Here is a 25,830-nt window from a genome sequence, read left to right as displayed (position 1 = left end):
GCACCTCGGCCTGCCCGCCGTACCACCTCGCCGTGGTGATCGGCGGCACCTCCGCCGAGTACGCCCTGAAGACCGCGAAGCTGGCCTCCGCGAAGTACCTGGACAACCTGCCCACCCAGGGCTCGATGTTGGCGCACGGCTTCCGCGATCTGGAGCTGGAGGCCGAGGTACTGGAGCTGACCCGGCAGTTCGGCATCGGGGCGCAGTTCGGCGGGCGCTATTTCTGTCACGACGTACGCGTGGTCCGGCTGCCCCGGCACGGCGCCTCCTGTCCGGTGGCGATCGCGGTCTCCTGCTCCGCCGACCGGCAGGCGATGGGCAAGATCACCCCGTCCGGCGTCTGGCTGGAGCGGCTGGAGACCGACCCGGCCCGGTTCCTGCCGGACGTCACCGACGCCCAGCTTGACCAGGGCTCCGAGGTGGTCCGGGTCGACCTCAACCGGCCGATGGACGAGATCCGGGCCGAGCTGTCGAAATATCCGGTCAAGACCCGGCTCTCCCTGACCGGCCCGCTGGTGGTCGCCCGGGACATCGCGCACGCCAAGATCGCCGAGCGGCTGGACGCGGGCGAGCCGATGCCGCAGTACCTGCGCGACCACGCCGTCTACTACGCCGGTCCGGCGAAGACCCCGGAGGGGTACGCCTCCGGCTCGTTCGGCCCGACCACGGCCGGCCGGATGGACGCGTACGTGCAGAAGTTCCAGGCCGCCGGCGGCTCGCACGTGATGCTGGCCAAGGGCAACCGGTCCGGCCAGGTGACCCGCTCCTGCCACGAGCACGGCGGGTTCTATCTCGGCTCCATCGGCGGCCCCGCGGCCCGGCTCGCGCAGGACTGCATCAAGCACGTCGAGGTCCTGGAATATCCGGAACTCGGCATGGAGGCGGTGTGGAAGATCGACGTGGTGGACTTCCCGGCCTTCATCGTCGTCGACGACAAGGGCAACGACTTCTTCGCCGAGGTGACCAAGCCGGTGCTGACCGTCGGGCGACGCTGACCGACGGTTGACGCTGGTGCACCGCTCAGCCGGTACCGAGCAGGGCGCTGGTGCGGACCAGCACCTGCCGTTCGGGACCGGCGCTGCCGTCCCCGCGCAGCTCCACGCCGCGCAGGGACAGCCACTCGAGCTGCGGATACCGGCCTAGATCCGCGCCGACCCCGGTGACCCGGAGCACGAGCGGGCCGGTTCCGTAGCAGTAGTCGGATTCGGCGAATTGCAACACGTCCCCGGCGGTCGGCACCGGCCGGGACCGCTCGGGTCTTGCAGAGGCGTCCATGTCCTGGCGTCTCCTCAGGTGTGGATGGCGGCGAAACCGCTGCTCCGACACGGTGCGTCCGTCGCCCCCGCAGGTCGGCGGACGCACCGCCCCCGTCGATGTGTCTCACCTGGTGTCGTGCATCCCAGCGCACAGTGTGGGCGGTGGCGCTCTCGTTCCGCTGCCACCCCGCTATCAAGTCGATTCTGCTGCGAGTGATTGTCGGGTTACTCTGCTGCCGGATGCGACCTCGGTCAGGAGCTGGCATGCGGTTCGGAATCCTTGGGCCGCTCCAGGTGAGCGGCGGCGAGTCGACGGTGACCGCTGGCCGGGACAGAGTCGTTCTGGCGGTGCTACTTCTGCATGCCCCGCAGGTGGTACCGGTCGACGAGTTGGTCGACGCGGTCTGGGACGCCGACCCGCCGGTCACCGCGCGGGGGCAGTTGCAGACCTGCGTCTCCCGGCTGCGCCGGCTGCTCGCCGGCGCCGGGGTGCCCGGTGAGACGATCGTCACCGGCCCGGCCGGCTACCGCATCGTGCTCGGGCCGGACGACCTGGACGCGCACCTCTTCGAGCGGCTGGTCGCCGGGGCCCGGAGCGCCGCCGCCGAACAGAACTGGCCGGAGGCGCGGGAGGGCTACCGGGCCGCCCTCGCGCTCTGGCGCGGTCCGGCGCTCGCCGGTATCACCGGTACGGCGGTCCGCCGGGGTGCGGCGTCGCTGGACGAGCAGCGCATGCTGGCGATGGAGGACGGCTTCGAGATCGAGCTCCGGCTCGGCGGCCGGAGCGGCGACCTGGTCGCCGAACTGACCGAGCTGGTGGAACGCCATCCGCTGCGGGAACGGCTCCGGGGTCAACTGATGCTGGCGCTCGCCGACAGCGGCCGCCGGGCCGAGGCCCTCGCGGTGTTCCGGTCCGGCCGGGAGATCCTCGCCGGCGAGCTGGGCATCGAGCCCGGGCCGGCGCTGCGGGAGATCCACCGGCGGGTACTCGCCGGCGAGGTCGGGCCGGCGGACGACGAGCCCCCGCCCCGGTCGCCGGTACGTGCCCTGCCCCGGGCCATCGAGGACTTCACCGGCCGGCACGAGACCATCACCCGGCTGCGCAAGGAGATCGAGGAGGCCGGTCCGCACTTCTCCGCCGTCTACGTCATCGACGGCATGCCGGGCAGCGGCAAGACGGCGCTGGCCGTACACCTGGCGACGGCGCTCGGCGCCGCGTACCCGGACGCGCACCTCTTCGTCGACCTGCACGGGCACAGCCTGCACAGCCCGCTGCCGACCAGCACGGCCGTCGGCACGCTGCTGCGGCAGCTCGGGGTACCCGGGGAGCGGATACCGGCCGACCTCGACGACCGGCTGGCGCTGTGGCGTACCGAGCTGGCCAGCCGGCGCGTGCTGCTGGTGCTGGACAACGCGGCCAACACCGCCCAGGTCGGTCCGCTGCTGCCGGCCGGCCCCGGCTGCCTGACCGTGGTGACCAGCCGACGCCGGCTGGTCGGCCTGGACGGGGTACGGGCGCAGTCGCTGACCGTGCTGGAGCCCGCCGAGGCGGTCGACCTGCTGGCCCGGATCGCCGGCCCGGAACGGATCGGGGCCGAGCCGGCGGCGGCGGAGGAGGTGGTCCGGCGCTGCGGGTACCTGCCGCTGGCGATCCGGCTCGCCGGTGCCCGGCTGGCCCACCGTTCCCGCTGGCGGGTGGCGGACCTCGCCCAGCGGCTCGGCGACCCGGACCGCCCGGTACTCGCCGAGTTCGCCGTCGAGCACCGCACCCTGGCGGACGCCTTCGCGCTGTCGTACGCCCAGCTACCGGAGCCGGTCCAGCGGACGTTCCGGCTGCTCGGAGTGCACCCCGGCGTGCAGTTCGACCAGTACGCCTGCGCCGCGCTGACCGAGTTGCCGCTCGGGGTGGTCAGGGAACACCTCGACGAACTGGTCGACGCCCATCTGACCGACGAGGTGGACGCCGGACGGTTCCGCCTGCACGACCTGGTCCGGGAGTACGCCACCGAACTGGTCACCGTGGTCGGCGGCGAGCCGGAGCGGCGGCAGGCGTTGCAGGCGCTGCTCGACTACTACCTGCACACCGCCGCCTCGGTCAGCCAGGTCCTCGAACCGACCGGAAACCTGCGGATGGCCGTACCGGGGCAGCCGGCCCGGCCCGACCTGGTCGCCGCCGCGGCGCAGGAGGGGCGGAACTGGCTGGAGGCGGAACGGCGCAACCTGGTGGCACTGGTCCAGCTCGCGGTGCAGGAGGGCCTGTACCGGTACGCCTGGCAGCTCGCCCGGGCCAACTGGCGGCAGCTCTATCTCGGCGGCCACCTGGACGAGCTGATCCAGACGCACACCGACGGGCTGCGCGCGGCGGAGGCGCTCGGCGACGACGCCGGGATCGCCATCATGCACAACTACCTCACCTCGGCGTACTTCCGGCTCGGCGAGTTCCAGCGCTCGGTCGAGTCGCTGCGGGTGGTCATCGCGATCTGGGAGCGGCTCGGCGACGTCGCCGGGCGGTCGGTGGCGACGGTGAACCTCGGCCTGCCGCTGATGATGCTCGGCCGGACCCGGGAGGCGGTGCACTACCTCGAACTCGGGCTGGAGCTGGCCCGGCAGACACCGGGCTGGCACGCGATGCCGAACGCCCTGACCAACCTGGGCAGCGTCTATCTCGTCCTCGGCCGCTATTCGGACGCGCTGCGGGTACTGCGGAACCGGCTGTTCATGGCCCGCCAGGTCGGCAAGATCGCCATGGTGGCGGACACGCTCGGCTCGATCGGCGGGGTGTACGGGCGGCAGGGACAGCGCGACCGGGCGCTGCGCTACATGTCCGTGGCGCTGCGGATCCAGCAGGCCCGGGGCAATCCGTTCGCCGTCGCGGACCTGCTCAACGAGATCGGCAGCATCGAGCGGGAGTGTGGCCGGCCGGAGGTGGCGGTGCAGCGGCACCGGGAGGCGCTGGCCGCGATGCGGGACGCCGGGGACCGGGCCGGCGAGTGCGCGGCCCGGAATCTGCTCGGGCGCGCCATGCTGGCGCTGGGCGACACCGAAGCCGCCCTGGACCTGCACCGGCAGGCCCTGCTCGGCGCGACGAAGATCCAACTGGCGTACGAGCAGGCCCGCGCGCTGGACGGGCTCGCCCGCTGCCTGCGGGAGACCGACCCGGCGGCGGCCCGGTCGTACTGGACCCGGGCGCTGGCCCTGCTGATCCAGGTCGACTCCCCGGACCAGCACGACGTCCGGCGGCGGCTGCGCGAACTGGGCTGAATCCGGCCGCCAGCACCGGCGAGGGCGGCAGGGCGGGCAGCCGGAGCCGCCGGTCGGTGACGGCGATCATCTGCGAGCCGGCCGGGGTCGGGGCAGGATGGAACGCGTGACCACACCAGAGGCGGCCGGCTACCGGATCGAACGCGACACGATGGGCGAGGTGGAGGTGCCCGTCGACGCGCTGTGGCGGGCCCAGACGCAGCGGGCGGTGCAGAACTTCCCGATCTCCGGGCGCGGGCTCGAATCGGCGCACATCCGGGCACTGGCCCAGATCAAGGGTGCCGCCGCGATGGTCAACGCCGAGCTGGGCGTGATCGACGAGGCCGTCGCCGGAGCGATCGTCACCGCGGCGGCGCACGTCGCGGACGGCGGCTACGACGACCAGTTCCCGATCGACGTCTTCCAGACCGGTTCGGGCACCTCGTCGAACATGAACGCCAACGAGGTGATCGCCACGCTGGCCGCCCGCGAACTGGGCCGCGAGGTGCACCCGAACGACGACGTGAACGCCGCCCAGTCGAGCAACGACGTCTTCCCGTCCTCCATCCACCTGGCCGCCACCCATGCCGTGGTGCACGACCTGCTGCCGGCGCTGCGGCACCTGGAGTTCGCCCTGGAGTCCAAGGTGGACGAGTTCGCCGAGGTGGTGAAGGCGGGTCGTACCCACCTGATGGACGCCACCCCGGTCACGCTGGGCCAGGAGTTCTCCGGGTACGCCACCCAGCTCCAGTACGGCATCGAGCGGCTGGAGAGCTGCCTGCCCCGGCTCGCCGAACTGCCGCTCGGCGGCACCGCGGTCGGCACCGGGATCAACACCCCGGCCGGCTTCGCCCCGAAGGTGATCGAGAAACTGCGCGAGATGACCGGGCTGCCGCTGACCGAGGCGCGCAACCACTTCGAGGCGCAGGGCGCCCGGGACGGGCTGGTCGAGGTCTCCGGCCAGCTCCGCACGGTCGCGGTCGGCCTCTACAAGATCGCGAACGACATCCGCTGGATGGGCTCCGGCCCCCGGGCCGGGCTGCGCGAGTTGCAGATTCCCGACCTGCAACCCGGGTCGTCGATCATGCCCGGCAAGGTCAACCCGGTGGTCTGCGAGGCGGTCCGGCAGGTCTGCGCCCAGGTGATCGGCAACGACGCCACGGTCACCTTCGCCGGGTCGCAGGGCGACTTCGAGCTCAACGTGATGCTGCCGGTGCTGGCCCGCAACGTGCTGGAGTCGATCCGGCTGCTCACATCTGTCAGCCGGCTGTTCGCCGACCGCTGCGTGGTCGGCCTGGTCGCGAACGTCGACGTGGCGCTGGCGTACGCCGAGGGGTCGCCCTCGGTGGTCACCCCGCTCAACCGCTATCTCGGCTACGACGAGGCGGCGTCGATCGCCAAGGAGGCGCTGGCCAAGGAGCTGTCGATCCGCGAGGTGGTGCTCGCCCGGGGGCACGTCGAGGCGGGCCGGCTCACCGCCGAGCAGCTCGACGACGCGCTCGACGTGCTGCGGATGACCCACCCCTGACGCTCCCGGGGCCCGGTCGCCGTCGCTACCCTCGAACCCGTGGGCCTGCGCACGGTGGTGTTCGACGCGGACGAGACCCTGGTCGACCTGCGTACGGCGGTGACTGGCGCGCTGGTCGCAGTACTGGCCGAGATGCGGCGGCTGACCCCGGCGGCCCGGGACGTCACCCTGGCGGAGATCGAGGGGGACTGGGACGCCGTCTACGCCGAGCACGCCAATGCTCCGGTCACCCAGGTACGCCGGGCCGCGCTGGCCCGGTCACTGGCCCGGGTCGGCCTGACCGCCGAACTGGAGCCGATCGCCGAGCTGTACTTCGCCCGGCGGTTCGCGTTGACCCGGCCCTTCTCCGACACCCTGCCGGCGCTCGGGGTGCTACGCCGGTCGTACACGCTCGGCTTCGCCACCAACGGCAACAGCCGAGTGGACCGGTGCGGGCTGGCCGCCGCCGAGTTCGCCTTCGAGATCTACGCGCACGTCGGGGGCGTACCGAAGAAGCCGGCGCCGGAGTTCTACGCGGCGGTGCTGGCGGCGGCCGGGATGCCGCCGTCGTCTGTGGTGTACGTCGGCGACTCGCCGAGCAAGGACGTCGAGGCCGCCCAGGCGGCCGGCCTGCGCGCGGTCTGGCTGAACCGGGCCGGGCTGGACCGCCCGCCCGGCCTGCGCCCCGACGCCGAGATCCGCTCCCTGGCCGAGCTGCCGGCCGTGCTGGGCCACTGGCGGGAGAGCTCGTAGATCACGCACCATCACAGCCAAGTCACCCGGAGGCCACTCTTTCCGGGAAGCGGCGCGATCTCCGCTAGGAGAGGGCGGCGGCGATCTCGGTGGCGGCGGTGCGGACCTGGGCGCCGGTCTTGGCCACGTCGAGCGGAGCCAGGGCGACCACGCCGACGCTGGCCTCCAGCCCGGGCACGCCGAGCACGGGTGCGGCCACGCCGTAGGCGCCGGCCTGGAGTTCGCCGCTGGTCGCGACCGGGTCGGCCCGGCCCTGCCGGCCGGCCAGGATCGCCCGGCCGGCCGCGCCCCGGCCCAGCGGATGCCGGGCCCCGGTCCGGTACGCGACGTGGAACGCCGTCCAGCTCGGCTCGACCACCGCCAGCGCCACCCCCTCGGCGCCGTCGACCACGGTCAGGTGCGCGGTCGCCCCGGTCTGCTCGGCAAGCCGGCGCAGCGCCGGCAGTGCCCCGTCGGCGAGCAGCGGCTGGGCCCGCCGGGCCAGGTGCAGCAGCCCCGCCCCGAGCCGCAGCCGGCCACCGGCGTCCCGACGGACCATCCCGTGTTCGGTGAGCGCGCCGAGCAGCCGGTAGACCACCGCCCGGCCGACGCCCAACTGGGCGGCCGCCTCGGTCACGGTCAACCCGCCGGAGGCGTCGGCGACCAGGTGCAGCAGGCGCAGCCCACGGTCCAGGGTCTGCGCCGTCTCGCCGGCCCGGCCAGCGGGCACCTCCGCTGCGCCGCCCACCACCCTCGCCACACCAGGCAGCGTACGGCCGGTGCCGGCCGGCACGGGAGCGGGCATGACCGGGGCCGGGCCGGGTGGTGGTCGCGGGGTGAGCCCGGACAGACATCGGTCGGTACCCTTGTACGGTGACGCTACGCCTGTACGACACCGCCGCCCGATCGGTGCGGGACTTCGTCCCCATGCACGCCGGCAAGGTGGGGATCTACCTGTGTGGCCTCACCGTCCAGTCTCCGCCGCACATCGGCCACCTCCGGGGTGGGGTCAACTACGACGTGCTGCGGCGCTGGCTGCTGCGCAGCGGCTTCCAGGTGAACTTCATCCGCAACGTCACCGACGTCGACGACAAGATCCTGACCAAGGCGGTCGAGCAGGGCCGGCCGTTCTGGTCGATCGCGTACGCCAACGAGGTGCTGCTCGGCGCCGCGTACCGCAGCCTCAACGTGCTGCCGCCGACGTACGAGCCGAGGGCGACCGGGCACATCCCGGAGATGCACGAGCTGATCAAGAAGCTGCTCGCCGACGGGCACGCCTACGTCGCCGACGACGGTTCCGGCGACGTCTACTTCGACGTCCGGTCCTACCCGGAATACGGCGACCTGTCCGGTCAGCGGCCGGAGGCGACCCAGACCCAGATCGCCGAGGAGGCCGCCGAACGGGGCAAGCGGACCGCCTCCGACTTCGCGCTCTGGAAGGGGGCCAAGCCGGAGGAGCCGGCGGACGCGGCCTGGCCGTCGCCGTGGGGGCCGGGCCGGCCCGGCTGGCACATCGAGTGCTCGGCGATGTGCTGGCGCTATCTCGGCGCCGAGTTCGACATCCACGGCGGCGGACTCGACCTGACCTTTCCGCACCACGAGAACGAGCAGGCCCAGTCCCGCGCCGCCGGCCTGCCCTTCGTCCGGTACTGGGTGCACCACGGCCTGCTCAACCTCGGCGAGGCCAAGATGAGCAAGTCGCTGGGTAACGTGGTCGACCTCGACCACGTCGCCTCGATCGGGATCCGCCCGGTCGAGCTGCGCTACTACCTGGTCGCCCCGCACTACCGGTCCCGGATCGACTACTCGGACGAGTCGCTGCGCGAGTCCGCGGTGGCGTACCGCCGGGTCGAGGGCTTCGTGCGACGGGCCGTGGAGCGGGTCGGCGCGGGCTCGCTCGGCGAGCTGCCGGCCGAGTTCGGCGCGGCCCTGGACGACGACCTCAACACCTCGGCCGCGGTCGCGGTGCTGCACGACACGGTCCGGGACGGCCAGATCGCACTGGCCGGCGGGGACGACGCCGGGACCCGGGAGGCGCTCGCCGTGGTCCGGGCGATGCTCGACGTGCTCGGTCTCGACCCCCTCGACGCGGCCTGGAGCACGAACGGGCAGGATGGAGAGCTGCGGTCCGTGGTCGACTCGCTGGTGGCGCTGGCCCTGGAGCAGCGGGCACAGGCCCGCAGCCGCAAGGACTGGGCCGCCGCCGACTCGGTACGGGACCAGCTCAAGCACGCGGGCGTGGTGGTCGAGGACACCCCGCACGGGCCGCGTTGGACGATCGGAGAACAGGACTGATGCCCGGAAATTCGGCACGAAGAGGGCGTCGGGTCAGCGCCAAGAAGGGCGCCACCACCGGATCCGGCGGCAAGAACCGGGGTGCGCTCAAGGGGCGGGGCAAGACCCTGCCCGCCGACGAGCGCCCCTGGCACAAGGCATACTCCGGCACCGAGCAGGTGCCGCAGCGCACCGCGTGGAAGCAGGCCAAGGAGCGCCGGGCCGCCGCCGAGGAGGGCCGGGCGCCGAAGGTAGGCATACCGGGGAGCAAGGACACCACCTGGGGGGCTGGCGGCGCCGGTACGAAGAAGGGCGGCCGCAAGTCGGTCAGCGCCGGGCGGGGCGCGGCCACCGCCGGGCGTACGGGTGGCAAGCCGGCTCCGCGTCCGGGCGGTCCCCGGGTCGCGCCGGGTCGCCGCTCCGCGCCCGGGCGGGAGGCGGCCGAGCTGCTGGTCGGGCGCAACCCGGTGGTGGAGGCGCTCCGGTCGCAGGTGCCGGCCACCGCGCTCTACGTGGCGCAGGGCATCGACATCGACGACCGGGTGAACGAGGCGGTCCGGACCGCCGCCGACCGGGGCATCGCGATTCTGGAGGTCAGCCGGGCCGAACTGGACCGGATGACCGGCGGCGTGCTGCACCAGGGCATCGGGGTGCAGGTGCCGCCATTCGCCTACCAGCCCTACGAAGACATGCTCGCGGTGGCGCTGGAGCAGCCCTCCCCGCTGCTGGTCGCGCTCGACGGCATCACCGACCCACGCAACCTCGGCGCCGTGATCCGCTCGGCGGCTGCCTTCGGCGCGCAGGGCGTCTTCGTACCCGAGCGGCGGGCCGCCAGCATCACCGCGACCGCCTGGCGGACCAGTGCCGGCGCGGCGGCCCGGGTGCCGGTCAGCCAGGTGACCAACCTGACCCGGGCGCTCAAGCTCGCCCAGCAGGAGGGGTTCATGGTGGTCGGGCTGGACGCCGACGGCGAGACCGACCTCTACGACCTGGAGGTGGCGATCGGCCCGCTGGTGGTGGTGGTCGGCTCCGAGGGGCGCGGGCTGTCCCGGCTGGTCGGTGCCACCTGTGACCTGCGGGTCAGCATTCCGATGGTCTCCGAGGTCGAGTCGCTCAACGCCAGCGTGGCGGCGGCGGTGGCGCTCGCCGAGGTCTCCCGGCGCCGTCTGGCCGCCTGACCCGCCTGGCCGCCGGACCCCGCGTGACCGACGTGGCTGCCTGACCCGTCGCCCGGCCGGCTGGCCCGGCGCCTCGGCGGGGAGCGGAGCGGCCGGGACATCCTGTCCGCGCACGCTGTCGAGCTGCCCCGCCCGTGCGCCCACCGCCGTCCACGTGGTGGCCGCCGGGCCGGCCCGGCGGCCCGGCCGGGCGGAGGATGGCTGCGGGGGCCCCGGTCAGGCGGAGGATGGCCGCGGAGGCGCCGGTCGGTGCTGGGCCATGCCCCGTAACATGCAGGGCCGGGCAACCCCTCGCCCCCGCGGAGGAGTCGGTTCATGGCAGGTCAGGACGGAGGCTACGGGCTCGGCGTCGACCTCGGGACCTCGCACACCGTGGCGGTGCTGCGCTGGCCCGACGGCCGGACCAGACCACTGCTCTTCGACGGGCAGCCGGTCCTGCCGTCCGGGGTGTTCCTCGACCAGGCCGGGCGGGCACACGTCGGGCGGGACGCCCAGCGGCTGGCCCAGGCCGACCCTTCCCGCTACGAGCCGAACCCGAAGCGGCGGGTCGACGAGCCGGCCGTACTCCTCGGAGACCGCGAGATCGCCACGGTCGACCTGCTGGCCGGCGTGCTCGGTGCGGTGGCCGGCGCGGCGGTGGAGGCGGTCGGGTTCCTGCCGCCGGCCGTACTCAGCTATCCGGCCAGTTGGGGATCCCGCCGCCGGGACACCCTGGCCGCCGCCGTCGCCCGGGCCGGCTGGCCGCCGGTACCGGCCGGCACCGATGCGGCGACCCGGCCTGCCGGTGGCACGCTGCTGGTGCCCGAGCCGGTCGCCGCCGCCCGCTACTTCGCCGACGTGCTGCGCCGGCCGGTGCCGGTCCGGTCCGCGCTGGCGGTCTTCGACTTCGGCGGCGGCACCCTGGACATCGCGGTGGTGCGCAACGAGGGCACCGACGAGAACGGCCGGGCCCGGTTCGTGGTGGTCGGCTCGGGCGGCGTCGCCGACCTCGGCGGGCTCGACCTCGACGCGGCGCTGGTCGAGCACCTGGGCGGGGTGATCCGGACCGCGCACGGGCCGATCTGGGAGCAACTGCGCCAGCCGGCCACGGCCAGCCAATGGCGCAGTCGCCGGCAGTTCTGGGACGACGTACGCGGAGCCAAGGAGATGCTGTCCCGGGCCGCGACCGCACCGGTTCCGGTGCCCGGCGTCGAGCAGGCGCTGCACCTGACCCGGGACGAGTTGGAGAGCGTGGTCACCCCGCTGCTGTGCCGGGGTGTCTACGAGGCCGCGTCGGTGATCGCCGACTGTCGGCTCGGCACCGATCAGCTCGCCGGGCTGTTCCTGGTCGGCGGCTCCTCCCGGGTTCCGCTGGTGGCCCGGATGTTGCACGCCGAACTCGGCATCGCGCCGACCGTACTCGAACAGCCGGAGTTGCCGGTCGCGGAGGGCGCGCTCGCCGAACTCCCGGTCGTGACCGTACCGGCGGCCCGGGGCAGCGCCGGGGTGCCGACCAGCCCGGCCGCCGCCGGCAGTGCGGTACCGGGCCAGACCCGGGCGTACGAGGTCGGGGCCGCGGCGGTCGCCGCGCCACCCGCCCAGGCGGCTGCCGGCGGCTATCCGCCGGCCGGCGGCAGCCATCCCGGTCAGCCCGGTCAGCCGGCCCCGCCGGGCAGTCCGGCGCCGTACGGAGCCGGCGGACCGGGCCGTCCGCCCGGACCTGCACACCCGGCCGGCGGCACCGCACCGGCGGGGCTGGCCGGTCTGGTACGCCGCCGGGCGGTCTGGATCGGCGCCGGGGCGCTGGTCGCACTGGTCGGTGTGGTCGTCGCGACCCTGTTCTACCTGACCCGGGACCGCTATCCCGGCATCGACTTCGCCGCGTTCCAGGAGGTCGACCGGATCGCCACCCGCGAGGAGAACCCGTCCGCGCTCTTCACCGCCACCGGCGGCGGGCGGGCGTACGCCGGCTACCAGCGGAACGACCAGCGGCTGGACATCGCGGTACTCGACGCCGAGTCGGCGAAGGTCGATCGGTGGATCACCACGGCGGCCGGCGCCGAGCGGTGGGACTGGATCACGGCGCTGCCGGACGTGCTGCTGGTCAAGCCGGAGGTTACCGGCACCGGTACCCCGGGCGACCTGACCGCCTTCGACCCGGCGAACGGCGCGAAGCTGTGGAGCCGGCAGGTCCGCGGCGACGACAGGCTCTACCTCTTCGACGAGTACGTCGTGGTGCTCGACGAGACCGCCGACACCCTGATCGGGATCAACGCGCGCAGCGGCCCGAAGTGGACCCTGGCGAACCCGAAGGGCGAGTACAGCAGCGACTCCGTCGTCTATCCGGTGCGGACCGCCGGGGAGGTGGGCGGGGCCGCCGAGCCGGCCGGGGACGCGCCGCCACCGCTGAACCATGGTGACGAGCCGCGACTCGTGCAGATCGGCGTGGACGACTCGATCCGGGTCGTCGACGTGACGAACGGCAGAGTGGTGAAGTCCCGGGCCGACGCCGCCGACACCGACGACGAGGTGCTGGCGTACGAGGGCCAGCTCTTCGTCGCGCCGAAGACCGACGGCTACGGCCTGGCCCGGTACGACCTGGCCACCCTGGCCACGCCGACCAGCATCTACAACGCGGTGGACAAGAGCCGCCGGCCGACCGCTCTGGAGCCCTGCGGGGACAAGCAGATCTGCCTGCTGGAGACCGCCGGCTCGGACGCCGAGACCACCGAGCTGGTGGCGGTCCGGACCGACCAGGGCGCTGGCCAGCCGGCCGCCTGGCGGAAAAAGGTGCCGCAGGCGCAGAGCCTGCTGCCGGTCGGCGAGCATGCCCTGGTCCGGCTCGGCTCCAGCGACCCGGCGGCGAAACTCTTCTCCGGCGACGGTACCGAGAAGCTGAGCCGGGACGGGTTCGCCGTCCGGATCGACGGCGGCAACCTGCTGGTCTTCGACGAGCAACCGGGCACGTACAGCCAGGACGCCAGCGTCGCGGGGGTGGTCGCCGAGTCCGGAAAGCTGACCGAACTCGGCCAGCTCAAGCAGGTCATCGGGACCTCCTGCTCCTGGACCACCTCGGTCGTCGTCTGCGGCGCCCGCTCCGAGTTCGTCGTCGTCCGCTTCACCGCCGGATAGCCGGGGACGGGCCACCCGACGACCGTCGGCCGGTAGCCGCCGGGTAGGACATGATCGCGTGTCCGGAAACCGCCGGGTAGCCCAGGGTGAGCGTTGGCGGGCAAACTACGTTCATGAATATCCAGCCTGGCCGGCGGCGGCCGGTCCTGCTCCTCGGCGTACCCGCGCTGGTGCTCAGCGCCGTCGCCACGCTGCTGGCCGGTGCGGCGCTGCGTACGGCTGCCGGCGCCGAGGGCTCCGGGCCCGACCCGGTCACCGCGCGGTTCACCGCCGCCGTCGAGCTGCTGGCCGCTCCCTCCGAGGTGGTACGGGCCGGCGGCGTGCACGCGCTGGAGGGCGTACTCCGGGACGCGCCGGCCGAGCAGCCCACCGTCACCGCGGTGCTCGCCACCTTCGTCCGTCGGCAGTCGCAGGCCGACGCGGCGACGTCCGTCGGCCGGTCGGCTGGGCGCCCGGCTGATCTGGGGCGGCGGCCCGGGGTGGACGTACAGGCGGCGTTGACCGTGCTCGGCCGCCGGGACCCCGACCGGGGCCTCCCGGGTGACCGGCTGGACCTGACCGGGGCGGTGCTGACCGGGGCGTCGCTGGCGCAGGCGCGGTTGACCGGGGCACTCCTGACCGGTGCCCGGCTCGACGGGGCCGATCTGACCGGTGCCCGGCTCGACCGTGCCGACCTCACCGACGCCGACCTGCGCGGTGCCGTACTCGACCGGTCCAGCCTGCGGGAAGCCCGGCTGCGCGGGGCGGATCTGACCGAGGCCCGGATCAACCTGGCGACGCTCGACCGGGCGACGCTGGCCGGCGCCCTGCTGGTCCGGGCCGCGCTGGACGGTACCGGGCTGACCGGTGCGACGCTCGTCGGCGCGGACCTGCGCGGCGCCCGACTCGACGCCACCAACCTGGCCGCCGCCGACCTGACGGAGGCGAACCTCAGCGACGCGTACCTCGGCTACGTGACCGCGCCCGGAGCGGAGCTGGTCCGGACCAGACTGGTCGGTGCCAACCTGGTCGACATCGACCTGACCGACGCCCGACTGATCGGGGCGAACCTCAACCGCGCCCTGCTGCACGGCGCCACCATGGTCGCCACGGAGGTCACCGCGGAGCAGATCAGTTGTGCCGTGCTGAGCGACCGGACCCGGCTGCCGGCCGCGATGACAGGTCCCGGGCCGCCGGCCCCGAGCTGCGCGGACTGAACCCTTCCCACCTGGACAGTGCGGCGCGTGCACCCCGTCTTTCACCTGCGACGACGACGGACCGCAAGGGGAGGTTGAAAGAGGTTCACCGACCCCGGCCGGGCCGACGGCCGCCGACCGGCGCGGCGGCGACCACGGTACGGCCGGCGCTTCCGGGCAGCGACATCTGTCCAGTCAGGGGGGCGGTGATCGCGATCCGATCGGGTACGATCCTCATCCACCACGCGCCTGAACTGCGGTTTGGGGCTCCGTCCTGCCCGGATCTTCCGCTCGAAGGTGAACATGACACCTCTTGGACCGTCAGGTCGTCCGTTGCCCGAGGGCCGCTCGGTGTGGTCGGCCACCTTCCTCCTCACCACCCTGGCCGGTACGGCGGCCGTGGTCGCCGCCGTGCTCGGCACCGACCCGCCGGGGTTGGTGGTCACCGCGCTCGCGGCGGTGGCCGCCGGGCTGACCCTGGTGCTGCTGGCGGTGCTCCGGCGCCGGCAGCAGGCCGCCCGGGCGGCGCTCGACGAGCGCGAGCGGGAGTTCGAGCGGCAGGTGCGCAGCTACCAGCAGCAGTTGGCGGAGCGCGAGACGCAGTGGCGGGACCGGGCCGAGGCCCGGTCGGCGGCGGTGGACAACGCCCTCGACCACCTGCTCCGGGTCCGGCTCCCGGCGGTACTGGCCGGGGCGCCGGTGCCGTCCGCCCGGCACGATCCGATGCTGGGCGACCGGACGACCGGCCTGATCGACGAAATCCTCGCCGAGGCGACCAGCGCGCTGAAGCGGTCGGACGAGCGCGAGGAGTCGTTGCGGCTGGCGGTGGTGGCGCTCTCCCGCCGGGTACAGACGGCGGCGCACTCCATCCAGGAGCAGGTCTCGCTGATGGCCGAACGGCACCAGCACGACCCGGACGTGGTGGAGTCCAGCATGCGGGTCGACCACGCCGCCGCGCAGCAGGCCCGGCACGCCCAGAGCCTCGCCGTGCTCTGTGGAGAGTGGCCGGGGCAGCAGTGGCAGGAGCCGCTGGCCATGGTGGACGTGGTACGCGCCGCGTCGGCCCGGATCCTGGCGTACCAGCGGGTCGAGGTCTCCGGCGACCAGGACGTGGCGGTCGCCGCCGAGGTGGTGGAGCCGGTCATCCACCTGGTGGCGGAGCTGCTGGCCAACGCCACCCAGTCGTCGCCGCCGGCCACCAGTGTGCCGGTGACGGTGCGGCGGGTGCAGCGCGGTGCGGTCATCGAGATCGACGACGGCGGCATCGGGATGGACGACCACCGGCTGGAGCAGGCCCGGGAGACGGTTTCCGGGCGGCGCCCGGTCGGGCTGGGCGAACTGGGCGAGATTCCGCAGACCGGGCTCGCCGTCGTCGGCCACTACGTACGCCGGCACGGTTTCCGGGCGGATCTGAGCGAGTCCCCGTACGGTGGGCTGCGGGCCGTGGTGCTGATCCCGTCGAAGGTCGTGGAGACGGTGGACCCGCCGGAGGCGGTGGTGATGCGCCCGCCGGCCCCAGTGGTGACAGAGCCGCCGGCCGTGCGGCCCCAACCGGGGCCGAGGCCGGTCGAGGCGGAACCCGCCGATCCGGCGGCCGGCCCGACGCTGCCCCGCCGCCGGTCCCGCCGGGGCGAGACCACCCCGGCCGCCCCCGAACCGGCGGCACCGGCGGCGGCCTCCTCGGAGCCGACGCCGGAGCAGGCCGGCTCCTGGATGGGCGCCTTCATCTCCGGCGGCCGGGCCGGTGCGCAGGCGGGTCCGGAGGGCTCTCGCTGACCGCCGACAACCACGAAGGATGACGAACGATGAGCGCGAAGCAAGACCAGAACTGGATGCTGGCCGAGGTGGTCTCGGTGCCGTACGTCCGGCACGCCGTGGTGCTCTCCGCCGACGGTCTGGCGATGGTCCGGTCCGAGCACACCGAGCAGGACGTCGCCGACCGGCTCGCCGCCGCCTGTTCCGGCTTGCAGTCGCTCGGCCGGAGCGTGGGCCGGGAGTTCGGGTCCGGCGCGCGGTCCCTTCGTTCGCTGATGATCGAGTTCGACGGCGGATACCTGTTCGTCCGGCGGGCCGGGGACGGCTCGCACCTGGCGGTGGTGACCGAACCGGCCGTCGATCCGGCACTCATCGCGCACCAGATGCAGTCCCAGGTCAACAAGATCGGTGAACGCAACCTCGCCACCACGGCCCGGCACGGCGCCGGGGAATGACCCGGGGTGGCGGGGTCAGGACACGACGGACCGGACCGGGGAGCCTGGATGACCCCTCCTGACGACCGGAGGCGCGAATACCGCGACTCGGCGCTGCGGCCGTACGTGCTCACGAAGGGGCGGGCCCGCCCGTCACGTAACACGATCAGTGTCGACACGCTGCTGATCGCTACCGATCCGGTGCCGCCGCTGCCGATCTCGGCCGGTCGTCAGGAGCGTGCCCTGCTGGCGATGTGCCGGGGACTGCTCTCCCTGGTCGAGGTCGCCGCCCGGCTGGAGTTGCCGGTGAGTGTCGTGCGCGTACTCGCGAGCGACCTGGTCGACTCCGGCCACCTGACCGCGCGGGCCGGAAGCCCCCGCTCCGCGCAGCTTCCCCGGGAACTACTCCAAGAGGTGCTGAATGGTCTCCGCGCGCTCTGACGGCTACCTGCCGGGGACCGTGACCAAGTCGGTGAAGATTCTGGTGGTCGGCAGCTTCGGGGTCGGCAAGACCACCCTGATCGGTTCGGTCAGCGAGATCACCCCGCTGCGCACCGAAGAGATCGTCACCCAGGTCAGCGAGGGGGTCGACGACCTCGCCGGGGTGGGCGACAAGCGCACCACCACCGTGGCGATGGACTTCGGCCGGATCACCCTCAACCAGAGCCTGGCCCTGTACCTGTTCGGCACCCCCGGGCAGCGGCGGTTCTGGGACCTGTGGGAGGGGCTCGCCGAGGGCGCCGCCGGGGTACTGGTGCTGGTCGACACCCGGCCCGGGCGGCTGGAGGCCAGCTTCGAGGTCTTCGACCAGTTGGAGATCGGCACCGAGTTGCCGTTCGTGGTGGCGGTCAACCACTTCCCGGACACGGTGCCGCACTCCGCCGACGAGCTGCGTACCGCTCTGGACCTGCTGCCGGGGACGCCGATCCTGGACTGCGACGCCCGGGACCGCGCCTCCGCGCTGGCCGCGTTGACGAGCCTGGTCCAGCACGCCCTCGACGTCACGGCCACCGCGCCGGACGACGCCACGCCGAAGATCCCCGTCTCCCAGGAAATGGTCTCGTGACAACCTCCCCCGCGATCGAGAGCCCTGCCGGTGCCCGCAAGCCGCTGGCCGAGCTGACCGGACTGACGCCGCTGGCCGCCACCACCGCCTGCCCCGACCCGCAGCACGTCTTCGCACGACTGCGGGCCGAGCACGGTCCGGTCGCCCCGGTCGAGCTGGAGCCGGGCGTGCACGCCTGGCTGGTCATGGGCTACCAGGAGATCCTCACGGTCACCCGGCAGGAGCAGGTCTACTCCTGCGATCCGGACGACTGGTCGGCCCACCACGACGGCAGCCTGCCGGCGGACTCGCTGCTGCGCCCGATGATGTCGCCCTACGACAACGCCTTCTTCGTCAACGGTGAGCGGCACCGCCGGCTGCGTGCCCCGATCGCGGGTGGGATGGCCGAGATCGACCAGCGGGCGATGCGCCGGGCGGTCGCGGCGCTCTGCACCGACGTGATCGGTTCGTTCGCCGGCCGGGGCGAGGCGGACCTGGTCGCCGACTACGCGGCGATCGTCCCGGTGCTGGCCGTCGCGGACCGGTTCGGCCTGGACGCCGTGCAGAGCCACGAACTCCAGGCCGGCCTGGCCGCGATGTTCGCCTGGGGCGCGGACGCGCTGGCCGCCCGGGAGAAGGTCATGAAGATCCTCGCCGATGTCGTCGCGGCCCGCCGGGCGGCCCCGTCGGGCGACCTGACCAGCTATCTGGCCGGGCACCCGAACCTGCGCGGCGACGCCGAGGTCTACGACACCATGGTGCTGCTGCTGGTCGCGGCGAACGAGAACACCATGAGCTGCATCGCCCAGACGCTGCGGCTGATGCTCACCGACGAGCGGTTCGCCGGGCGGCTCCGGGGCGGCCGGCTCGGCGTGGACGACGCGATCGACGAGGTGCTGTGGCGGGACCCGCCGATGACGAACGCGCCGGCCCGGTACGCGCTGCGGGACACCGAACTCGCCGGGCAGCCGGTCCGGCGCGGCGACGCGATGATCCTCGGGTTCACCGCCGCGAACGCCGACCCGCGGATCCACCCCAGTGGTGAGCCGTGGCGGGAGGTCGGCAACCGGGCACACCTCTCCTGGGGCGCCGGTCCGCACGCCTGCCCGGCACAGATCCCGGCCCGGCTGATCGTGCGTACCGCCGTCGAGACCGCGCTGCACCTGCTGCCCGGGGTACGGCTGGCGATCCCGGTGGAGGAGTTGCAGGCGGTCCCCTCACCGTGGGGACGTACCCCGAGGTCGATCCCGGTGCGGTTCACGCCGGTCCGGCACACCGCCGACGGGGAGTCCTGACCGGTCGTCCCGGGCACGGGCCGTACGGCGTGAACTTGTGGCGCCCGGCCGCCGGCCGTGTGGCGCGCGGACCCGGTTGACGTCCGGGCCGGGAGCCGGCTATCCGGCGTCCTCCGGGGACGGCGGGGTGCCGGCCAGCCGGCGGGTGGTGGTGTGCAGCCCGAAGAGCGTGTAGCCGACCAGGATCGGGGCCAGCGGCGGCAGGACGAGCACGCAGAGCAGGGTGGCCAGCGCGACCGTACCGGCCGTGCCGAGCAGGGTCACCGGGCGGTCCCGCACGGTCTGCGCCGCCGCACGGAGCGCGTCCCGCCAGCCCCGGCCGCCCCGCTGGCCGAGGCACACCGCGGTCAGCCCGGCGAAGCCGCCGGCCGCCACCGCTAGTGCCGCGGTGACCGCCACCAGCACCGCGCCGCCCGGTACGGCACCCCGGGTCAGCGCCAGCAGGTTCACCGCGAGTACGGCGGCAGCGATCCCGCCGAGCAGGGTGGGCAGGATGCCGGGCAGTACCGCGCGGCGGAAGTCCCGCAGCACCGGCCGTACCCCGGGCCAGCTCCCCGTCTCGATCCAGGAGTGCAGTGCGGCGCTGCCGGTGGCGACCGCAGCACCGGCGGTGACCACCGGCAGCGCCGCGACGGTGATGACGATGCCGAGCAGCGCCAGGTCGGTGGCGTTGCGCAGGGTGTCCCGCCAGTCCGGTCGGGTGTCGGCGGCGGGCTGCTCCGGCCAGTTCGGAGCGGGTGGCTCGGTCATCCTCCGAGTCTGCATCCCCGACGCCTCATCCCTTGAGCCCGCTGGTGTTGATGCCCTGTACCAGCATGCGCTGGAAGGCCAGGAAGAAGACGAAGACCGGCAGCAGCGACAGTACCGACATCGCGAACATGGGACCGAGGGACGTCTGTCCGCTGGAGTCGATGAACAGCCGCAGTCCGATCGGCACGGTGTAACTGGTCGGGCTCGGCAGGTAGACGAGCTGGGTGAAGAAGTCGTTCCAGGTCCAGATGAAGGAGAAGATCGCCGTGGTGACCAGCGCCGGCCGGCTCAGCGGCAGCATCACGTGCCGGAACACTCCGTACGGCGAACAGCCGTCGATCTTGGCGGCGTCGTCCAGCTCGCGTGGGATGCCACGCATGAACTGCACCATCAGGAAGACGAAGAACGCTTCGGTGGCGAGTAGCTTCGGCACGATCAGCGGCAGCGGGGTGTCGATCCAGCCGAAGTAGTTGAACATCACGTACTGCGGCACGATCAGCACGTGGCTGGGGAGCAGCAGCGTCCCGATCATGACGGTGAACCAGAGCTTCCGCAGCCGGAACCGCAACCGGGCGAAGGCGTACGCGGCCACCAGGCAGGAGACCGCGTTGGCGACCACGGTGGCCAGGGCGATCACAGTGCTGTTGAGGAAGAACCGGCCGAAGCTGAGGTCTCTGATGTAGTTCCAGCCGTCCGGGTAGTTGGCCCAGGTCACCTCCTGTGGGATGACGGAGAGGTTACTGACCACCTCGGTCGGCGACTTCAGCGACGAGCCGACCATCCACAGCAGCGGATAGAGCACGAAGGCGAGCACCCCGACGAGCGCAAGGACCCGGACGATGCCGCGCGAGCGGCGGCCGGTGGCCGGGGTTGCCCGGACTGCCCGGACTGCCTGGACTGCCATCAGTCGTCTCCGTCCGAGTAGTGCACCCAGAACCGGCCGGTGCTGAAGAAGATCACGGTGATCACCGCGATGGCCAGCAGGAAGACCCAGGAGAGCGCCGACGCGTAACCCATCCGGAACTCTCCGAAGCCCTGGTCGTAGATGTGCAGGGTGTAGAGCAGGGTGGAGTAGACCGGCCCGCCGGTGCCGTTGCTGATCACGTATGCCGAGGTGAAGCCCTGGAATCCGTTGATGGTCTCCAGCACCAGGTTGAAGAAGATGACCGGGGAGAGCATCGGCAGAGTGACGTTCCAGAACTGGCGGGCCCGGCCGGCGCCGTCGACCGACGCGGCCTCGTAGAGTTCGGTCGGTACCTGCTTCAGCCCGGCGAGGAAGATCACCATCGGGGCGCCGAACTGCCAGATGGCCAGGACCATCAGTGTCTCGAGCGCCCAGGTCGGGTCGTTCACCCAGGCCTCGCCCTGGATTCCGAAGAGTCCCAGGAAGCTGTTGAACGCGCCGTCGCCGCCGAACATGGCCCGCCAGACCAGGGCCAGCGCGACGCTGCCGCCCAGCAGCGAGGGCAGGTAGAACAGGCTGCGGAACAGACCGACGCCACGCCGCTCGCGGTTGAGCAGCAGCGCGACGCCCAGGGCGGCGGCGAGCTTGAGCGGCACGGCGATCAGGGCGTACGTCAGGGTGACCGTCACCGCGTGCCAGAACGCCGGGTCCTCGCCGAACATCCGCCGGTAGTTGTCCAGCCCGACCCACTCGACGAGTTCCCAACTGGAGAGCACGTCGTAGTTGGTGAAGCTCAGATAGAGCGAGAACAGCATGGGGAAGGCGGTGATCGCCATCAGGCCGATCAGCCACGGGGAAAGGAAGACGTAGCCGGCGACCCCTTCGGCGCGGTGTCGCCGCCGGCTGGCCCGCGTCCGCCGGCCCGGCGTACCGGCCGGCGCGGCGTCGCCGGGACGCGGCTTGGTCGCCGTGGATAGAGCCACGGGTTGGTTCTCCTCTCGAACGACGCTCCGGCAGGGGTGGGGAACCGTTGCCCGGCTCCCCACCCCTGGTCGGGCGGTCAGCCGGCGAGCGCCGCCTGGGCCTCGGCGAAGAACTGCTTTGCGGCGTTCTCGGGGGTGGCGCGGCCGTAGGTCACGCTCTCCGCGATGTCACGCAGCTTGTTGCGCAGCCCGCTGTGCCCCTTCGGCGGCGGCGTGGGCGCCGGGCCGAACTTGGAAGCCAGACCGTTCTCGAAGGCCACGGTCGCCTTCATCGCCGGATCGGTCATGGTCGCCTCGATGGCCGTCCGGGTGTCCATGTTCGACGGAAGGCCCCGGTCGACGCCGAAGATCTTTGCCACCTCCGGGTCGTTGACCAGGAAGTTGATCAGGTCGGCCACCACCTCCGGGTGCTCGGTGCTGCGCGACCCCGCCCAGTACAGCGAGGCGCGCGCCCACTGACCCTTCGGGTCGCCGGGGTACGCGACCATGCCCAGCTCGTTCTTGGTGGCCTTCTGCAACTCGCCGAGCTGGTTCGACCACATGAAGGAGGTGGCGGCCTTGCCCGTCACCACGAGCTGGGTGGCGACGCTGCCGTTGACCGCCTCGTGGACGACGTCGGCCGGCGGGGTCGCGTTCTTGGCCCGGGCACCCTGCCAGAGCCGGAACCAGGAGGCGAGGTCGGCCTCGGTGAACGCGAGCTTGTTGCCGTCGTAGAACTCCTTGCCCTGGGCCCGCAGCCACAGCCACAGCGCCTTGTAGTCGGAGCTGGTGTCCATGGTGCCCCAGTACTTGCCACCGCCCTTGGCGGTCACCTGGGCGGCCCAGTCGAAGAGCTGCTCGTAGCTCCAGCCCTCCTGGGGTTCGCTGACGCCGAGCTCCTTGAGCTTGGTCTTGTCGTAGATCATGGCTGGCGTGTTCTCGCCGGTCGCGACCGCCACCTGCTTGCCGTCGAGCTGGCCGTACTTGGTCAGCCCTTCGGCGTGCTTACTGAGGTCGATCTTGTTGTTCTTGACGTACGGCGTCAGGTCGAGGGTGACGTTGCGGCTCGCGTACTCCGCCAGGCCGTTGTCGTCGATCTGGAAGACGTCCGGGGCGTTGCCACCGGCGGAAATGGTGGCGAGCTTGTCGTAGTAGCCGTCGAAGGCCTGCCAGACGGGGTTGATGGTGACGTTCGGGTTCTTCTGCTTGTAGAGGTCGAGTGCCTTCTGGGTCATCTCGGCCCGGGCCTCGCCGCCCCACCAGAAGAACTCGATGCTGACCGGGCCGCCCGGCTCCGGCTCGTCGTCGCCGCAGGCGGCGGCGCCGAGGACGAGGGGCAGAGCGACCATCGCGGCCGTGAAGCGGCGGAGCAGGTCTCGACGGTGCAGGGTACGGTGGCTACGCGCGGCAGGCGCGTTTGCCGTCGGGGGTGTGGCGGGGTGCATTTCGCTCACTCCTTGGCGTTAGGAGGCGACACTTTCGGGGGTGGCCGCGGTCGCGCCGCCCGGGGCCGGATGGCCGTGCGGGCCCGGGCGAGCAGGAGATGCCGCGCCCGGGCGGTCGGCTGCTGCCGCCGTTCCGGGCCGGTCGGCCGAAGCCGCCGGACCGACGCCCGTCGAGTCGCGGATGACCAACTCGGTCTGCAGGCTTACCTGTGCGGTGGTGCGACGGTCGTCGGCGGTGCTGGTCCGTCCGCCGCCGCGCCCGGCGCGTGCGGAGGAGGAACCGTCGTGTTGCAGGAGCATGTCGACGGCCGTCCGGCCGGCGGCCGCGGTTGGCGTGGCCACCGTCGTCAATTTGGGCCGGGTGAGCCGGCTCAGCGCGATGTCGTCGATGCCGACGACGCTGATGTCCTGGGGCACCCGTAGCCCGAGTGAGTCAAGCCCTTCCATCAGGCCGATCGCCATCAGGTCGTTGTAGGCGAGCACGGCGGTGGCACCGGTCCGGCGAACCTGTTCGGCCATGGCGATGCCGCCGCCCTCGGTGGGCGGGTTGGGGCCGAGCACGGTCAGCGAGGCGTCCGCGGCCCGGGCGGCGGTGGTGGCCGCCCGGCGGATCTCCCGGTTGGTCCACGAGCCGCGCGGCCCGCCGAGCAGGGCGAGGTCGCGGTGGCCGAGCCCGGTCAGGTGTTCGACGGCGAGCCGGGCGCCCTGGCCGACGTCCATCACCACCGCCGGCAGGCCGGTGACCTGGCGGTTGATCACGACCAGCGGCACCTCGCGGCTGAGCTGCTCGATCAGGCTGTTGCTCATCCGAGGGCTGCACAGCAGCACGCCGTCGACCTGCTTGGCCAGGGCGTGCACCAGGTCCTCCTCGGCCGCCGGGTCCTCGTTGGTGTCGGCGATGAAGATGTGGTAGTCGCGCTGCCGGGCCTGGCTCTCCGCCGCCTTGATCAGCGGTGGGAAGAAGGGGTTGGCGATGTCGGCGATGATCAGGCCGATGTTGTGGGTGCGCCCGGTGATCAGTGCCCGGGCGGCCCGGTTGGGCCGGTAGCCGAGGTGTTCGGCGCAGGCCAACACCCGGTTCCGGGTCTCCGGATTGACCAGGTGCGGGGCCGAGAACGTTCGCGAGACGGTGGAGATGTGCACCCCGGAGGCGCGCGCGACGTCTCGAATGGTGGCTGGCACGCGAGTCCTCTCTGTGGCTGCCGGTGTGTCTGCCGTCACGTGGTTGGCCAATTAATGCAAACGGTTGCTCAGGTGTCAACGGGGATCGGTTACGGCTTTGTTGCGGTACGCAGCTATGGGAGCACTCCCATAGTTACAGATCTGGATAAAAGCCGCAGCTTTGCTGCAGGTCGTTGACGACCGCTCGGATACGTGGTTACTTCTCCTGCAAACCTTTGCAGCCAACGGAGGCGAGCTGGGATGTCGGTAACCCCGGGAAGGCAGCGTTTCGCCCTGGTCGGTACGGGCGCGCGTGCGGAGATGTTCGTCCGGGCCCTGGTGCTGGACCACCCGAACACGGCCGGGCTGGTCGCCTTCGCCGACGTCAATCCGGCCCGGATGAACGCGCACAACGGCTGGCTCGCGGAACTCGACTTCGACCCGGTGCCGACGTACCTGGCCAGCGAGTTCTCCTCCATGCTGGAGAAGGAACGGGTCGACGTCGTGCTGGTGACCAGTGTGGACCGGACGCACGACGAGTACATCGTCGCCGCGCTGCGGGCCGGGTGCGACGTGATCACCGAGAAGCCGATGACCACCGACGTGCCCCGGTGCGAGCGGATCCTGCGGGCTGTTGCGGAAACCGGCCGAAAAGTTTCGGTCGCCTTCAACTATCGCTACAACCCATTGCATGAGAAGGTCCGGGAGGTGCTCGCCGAGGGCGCCATCGGCGAGATCGGCTCCGTCCACTTCGAGTGGCTGCTCGACGTACGCCACGGTGCCGACTACTTCCGGCGCTGGCACCGGGACAAGGCCAACTCCGGCGGGCTGATGGTGCACAAGGCGAGTCACCACTTCGACCTGGTCAACTGGTGGCTGGACGCGAAGCCGGTCCAGGTCTACGCCTCGGGCCGGCTCTTCTTCTACGGCGACGTGGCCGGCAAGCGGCACGGCTACGCCCGCCCGTACGACCGGGCGCACGGCGCGCCGGCCGCCGCGGACGACCCGTTCGCGCTGCACCTGGCCGACCACCCGAGGCTGCGGGCGCTCTATCTGGAGGCGGAGGCCGAGGACGGCTACCACCGTGACCAGAACGTCTTCGCGCCCGGGGTGACCATCGAGGACGACATGGCGGTGCTGGCGCAGTACGACAGCGGTGCCACCATGACCTACCACCTGACCGCGTACGCGCCCTGGGAGGGTTACCGGGTGATGTTCAACGGCAGCCGGGGTCGGCTCGAACTCGAGGTGGTGGAGAGCGACTTCGTCAGCCCGCAGGCGGCCGGCGAGCTGAAGGGAGCCGCGCTGCACGGGGTACAGGCCGCCGTGGAGGAGGGGTGGGCGAAGATCACCCTGCGGCCCTTCTGGGAGCAGCCCCGGGAGGTACCCGTCTCCGGCTACACCCGGACCGGACACGGCGGTGCGGACGCCCGGATGACCGCGGTGCTCTTCGGCGGGCACACCGACCCGATGGACCGGGCGGCCACCGCCCGGGACGGCGCACTCGCCCTGCTCACCGGCCTGGCCGCGAACCGATCCTTCGAAACCGGGCAGCCGGTCCGCGTCGCCGAGCTGCTCACCATCCCCTGATCGCAAGGAGCCAGCC

Annotated in this window: 21 protein-coding genes; 14 read left to right on the top strand and 7 right to left on the bottom strand. The window is 72.5% G+C overall.

Annotation, left to right across the window (positions count from 1 at the left end; genetic code table 11):
• Positions 1-995, top strand: a 995-nt coding sequence (locus tag AAH979_RS30730) for a FumA C-terminus/TtdB family hydratase beta subunit (protein WP_346261634.1), incomplete at its 5' end; no start/stop codon positions are given.
• Between the two features lie 25 nt (positions 996-1,020).
• Here the strand turns inward: AAH979_RS30730 and AAH979_RS30725 are convergent.
• Complete coding sequence (locus AAH979_RS30725; protein WP_346261633.1) at positions 1,021-1,275, bottom strand: hypothetical protein; 255 nt, start codon at positions 1,273-1,275, stop codon at positions 1,021-1,023.
• Between the two features lie 245 nt (positions 1,276-1,520).
• On the opposite strand from AAH979_RS30725, the gene AAH979_RS30720 reads away from it, so the two are divergent.
• The 3 genes from AAH979_RS30720 to AAH979_RS30710 all read left to right on the top strand — a co-directional run bounded on the left by AAH979_RS30720 (position 1,521) and on the right by AAH979_RS30710 (position 6,756).
• The gene (locus tag AAH979_RS30720) at positions 1,521-4,517 is read left to right on the top strand and encodes a BTAD domain-containing putative transcriptional regulator (RefSeq protein WP_346261632.1); all 2,997 of its coding nucleotides are present in this window, start codon (positions 1,521-1,523) and stop codon (positions 4,515-4,517) included.
• Positions 4,518-4,614: 97 nt separating this feature from the next.
• Positions 4,615-6,024 carry a class II fumarate hydratase gene (locus tag AAH979_RS30715; protein WP_346261631.1) on the top strand — a complete coding sequence of 470 codons (1,410 nt, stop codon included), beginning with the start codon at positions 4,615-4,617 and terminating at the stop codon, positions 6,022-6,024.
• A gap of 39 nt (positions 6,025-6,063) precedes the next feature.
• Positions 6,064-6,756, top strand: coding sequence for an HAD family hydrolase (locus AAH979_RS30710; RefSeq protein ID WP_346261630.1), 693 nt, complete (start codon positions 6,064-6,066; stop codon positions 6,754-6,756).
• 64 nt (positions 6,757-6,820) lie between these two features.
• Here the strand turns inward: AAH979_RS30710 and AAH979_RS30705 are convergent, their stop codons facing one another.
• The gene (locus AAH979_RS30705; protein WP_346261629.1) at positions 6,821-7,495 is read right to left on the bottom strand and encodes a helix-turn-helix domain-containing protein; all 675 of its coding nucleotides are present in this window, start codon (positions 7,493-7,495) and stop codon (positions 6,821-6,823) included.
• Between the two features lie 113 nt (positions 7,496-7,608).
• Here AAH979_RS30705 and cysS point away from each other — a divergent pair, with 113 nt between their 5' ends.
• From cysS to AAH979_RS30660, 9 genes are all read left to right on the top strand, one after another.
• A complete protein-coding gene (cysS, locus tag AAH979_RS30700) occupies positions 7,609-9,030 on the top strand; it encodes a cysteine--tRNA ligase (RefSeq protein WP_346261628.1) in 1,422 nt (473 codons plus the stop codon).
• The gene (gene rlmB, locus AAH979_RS30695) at positions 9,030-10,187 is read left to right on the top strand and encodes a 23S rRNA (guanosine(2251)-2'-O)-methyltransferase RlmB (RefSeq protein ID WP_346261627.1); all 1,158 of its coding nucleotides are present in this window, start codon (positions 9,030-9,032) and stop codon (positions 10,185-10,187) included. The genes cysS and rlmB overlap by 1 nt, the downstream gene beginning before the upstream one ends.
• Positions 10,188-10,502: 315 nt before the next feature.
• Positions 10,503-13,298, top strand: a complete 2,796-nt coding sequence (locus AAH979_RS30690; protein WP_346261626.1) for an Hsp70 family protein — start codon at positions 10,503-10,505, stop codon at positions 13,296-13,298.
• 113 nt (positions 13,299-13,411) lie between these two features.
• Entirely contained in the window at positions 13,412-14,494 is a 1,083-nt protein-coding gene (locus tag AAH979_RS30685; RefSeq protein WP_346261625.1) for a pentapeptide repeat-containing protein, read from the top strand.
• Positions 14,495-14,806: 312 nt separating this feature from the next.
• Positions 14,807-16,249 carry an ATP-binding protein gene (locus AAH979_RS30680; protein WP_346261624.1) on the top strand — a complete coding sequence of 481 codons (1,443 nt, stop codon included), beginning with the start codon at positions 14,807-14,809 and terminating at the stop codon, positions 16,247-16,249.
• Positions 16,250-16,278: 29 nt separating this feature from the next.
• Complete coding sequence (locus AAH979_RS30675) at positions 16,279-16,683, top strand: roadblock/LC7 domain-containing protein (protein ID WP_346261623.1); 405 nt, start codon at positions 16,279-16,281, stop codon at positions 16,681-16,683.
• Between the two features lie 48 nt (positions 16,684-16,731).
• On the top strand, positions 16,732-17,103 hold the full coding sequence (locus tag AAH979_RS30670; protein WP_346261622.1) for a DUF742 domain-containing protein: 372 nt from the start codon (positions 16,732-16,734) through the stop codon (positions 17,101-17,103).
• Positions 17,084-17,728, top strand: a complete 645-nt coding sequence (locus tag AAH979_RS30665; protein WP_346261621.1) for an ATP/GTP-binding protein — start codon at positions 17,084-17,086, stop codon at positions 17,726-17,728. Before AAH979_RS30670 ends, AAH979_RS30665 begins: the two co-directional genes overlap by 20 nt.
• Positions 17,725-19,002: a cytochrome P450 gene (locus tag AAH979_RS30660; RefSeq protein ID WP_346261620.1), complete on the top strand. Its 1,278-nt coding sequence runs from the start codon at positions 17,725-17,727 to the stop codon at positions 19,000-19,002. The genes AAH979_RS30665 and AAH979_RS30660 overlap by 4 nt, the downstream gene beginning before the upstream one ends.
• 99 nt (positions 19,003-19,101) lie before the next feature.
• Here AAH979_RS30660 and AAH979_RS30655 read toward each other — a convergent pair whose 3' ends face one another.
• From AAH979_RS30655 to AAH979_RS30635, 5 genes are all read right to left on the bottom strand, one after another.
• Positions 19,102-19,752: a hypothetical protein gene (locus AAH979_RS30655; protein ID WP_346261619.1), complete on the bottom strand. Its 651-nt coding sequence runs from the start codon at positions 19,750-19,752 to the stop codon at positions 19,102-19,104.
• Positions 19,753-19,777: 25 nt separating this feature from the next.
• Positions 19,778-20,656, bottom strand: coding sequence for a carbohydrate ABC transporter permease (locus AAH979_RS30650; RefSeq protein ID WP_346261618.1), 879 nt, complete (start codon positions 20,654-20,656; stop codon positions 19,778-19,780).
• The gene (locus tag AAH979_RS30645; protein ID WP_346261617.1) at positions 20,656-21,639 is read right to left on the bottom strand and encodes a sugar ABC transporter permease; all 984 of its coding nucleotides are present in this window, start codon (positions 21,637-21,639) and stop codon (positions 20,656-20,658) included. The genes AAH979_RS30650 and AAH979_RS30645 overlap by 1 nt, the downstream gene beginning before the upstream one ends.
• Before the next feature lie 77 nt (positions 21,640-21,716).
• Complete coding sequence (locus tag AAH979_RS30640) at positions 21,717-22,967, bottom strand: ABC transporter substrate-binding protein (protein WP_346261616.1); 1,251 nt, start codon at positions 22,965-22,967, stop codon at positions 21,717-21,719.
• 114 nt (positions 22,968-23,081) lie between these two features.
• Positions 23,082-24,245, bottom strand: a complete 1,164-nt coding sequence (locus AAH979_RS30635; protein ID WP_346261615.1) for a LacI family DNA-binding transcriptional regulator — start codon at positions 24,243-24,245, stop codon at positions 23,082-23,084.
• 240 nt (positions 24,246-24,485) lie between these two features.
• On the opposite strand from AAH979_RS30635, the gene AAH979_RS30630 reads away from it, so the two are divergent.
• On the top strand, positions 24,486-25,814 hold the full coding sequence (locus AAH979_RS30630) for a Gfo/Idh/MocA family oxidoreductase (RefSeq protein ID WP_346261614.1): 1,329 nt from the start codon (positions 24,486-24,488) through the stop codon (positions 25,812-25,814).
• Positions 25,815-25,830: the final 16 nt, after the last annotated feature.

Origin of the sequence: Plantactinospora sp. ZYX-F-223 (assembly GCF_039649625.1) — a bacterium.
In the GTDB taxonomy this organism is placed as follows: Bacteria; Actinomycetota; Actinomycetes; order Mycobacteriales; family Micromonosporaceae; genus Plantactinospora.
The sequence above is the reverse complement of the archived record's forward strand: the minus strand, read 5'-3'. Positions and strand labels throughout refer to the sequence as shown.

Coding starts and splice junctions, on each gene's coding strand:
- AAH979_RS30725 (WP_346261633.1), bottom strand. CDS start 1,275: ATGGACGCCTCTGCAAGACCCGAGCGGTCCCGGCCGGTGCCGACCGCC.
- AAH979_RS30720 (WP_346261632.1), top strand. CDS start 1,521: ATGCGGTTCGGAATCCTTGGGCCGCTCCAGGTGAGCGGCGGCGAGTCG.
- AAH979_RS30715 (WP_346261631.1), top strand. CDS start 4,615: ATGGAACGCGTGACCACACCAGAGGCGGCCGGCTACCGGATCGAACGC.
- rlmB (WP_346261627.1), top strand. CDS start 9,030: ATGCCCGGAAATTCGGCACGAAGAGGGCGTCGGGTCAGCGCCAAGAAG.
- AAH979_RS30690 (WP_346261626.1), top strand. CDS start 10,503: ATGGCAGGTCAGGACGGAGGCTACGGGCTCGGCGTCGACCTCGGGACC.
- AAH979_RS30685 (WP_346261625.1), top strand. CDS start 13,412: ATGAATATCCAGCCTGGCCGGCGGCGGCCGGTCCTGCTCCTCGGCGTA.
- AAH979_RS30675 (WP_346261623.1), top strand. CDS start 16,279: ATGAGCGCGAAGCAAGACCAGAACTGGATGCTGGCCGAGGTGGTCTCG.
- AAH979_RS30670 (WP_346261622.1), top strand. CDS start 16,732: ATGACCCCTCCTGACGACCGGAGGCGCGAATACCGCGACTCGGCGCTG.
- AAH979_RS30665 (WP_346261621.1), top strand. CDS start 17,084: ATGGTCTCCGCGCGCTCTGACGGCTACCTGCCGGGGACCGTGACCAAG.
- AAH979_RS30655 (WP_346261619.1), bottom strand. CDS start 19,752: ATGACCGAGCCACCCGCTCCGAACTGGCCGGAGCAGCCCGCCGCCGAC.
- AAH979_RS30650 (WP_346261618.1), bottom strand. CDS start 20,656: ATGGCAGTCCAGGCAGTCCGGGCAGTCCGGGCAACCCCGGCCACCGGC.
- AAH979_RS30640 (WP_346261616.1), bottom strand. CDS start 22,967: ATGGTCGCTCTGCCCCTCGTCCTCGGCGCCGCCGCCTGCGGCGACGAC.
- AAH979_RS30630 (WP_346261614.1), top strand. CDS start 24,486: ATGTCGGTAACCCCGGGAAGGCAGCGTTTCGCCCTGGTCGGTACGGGC.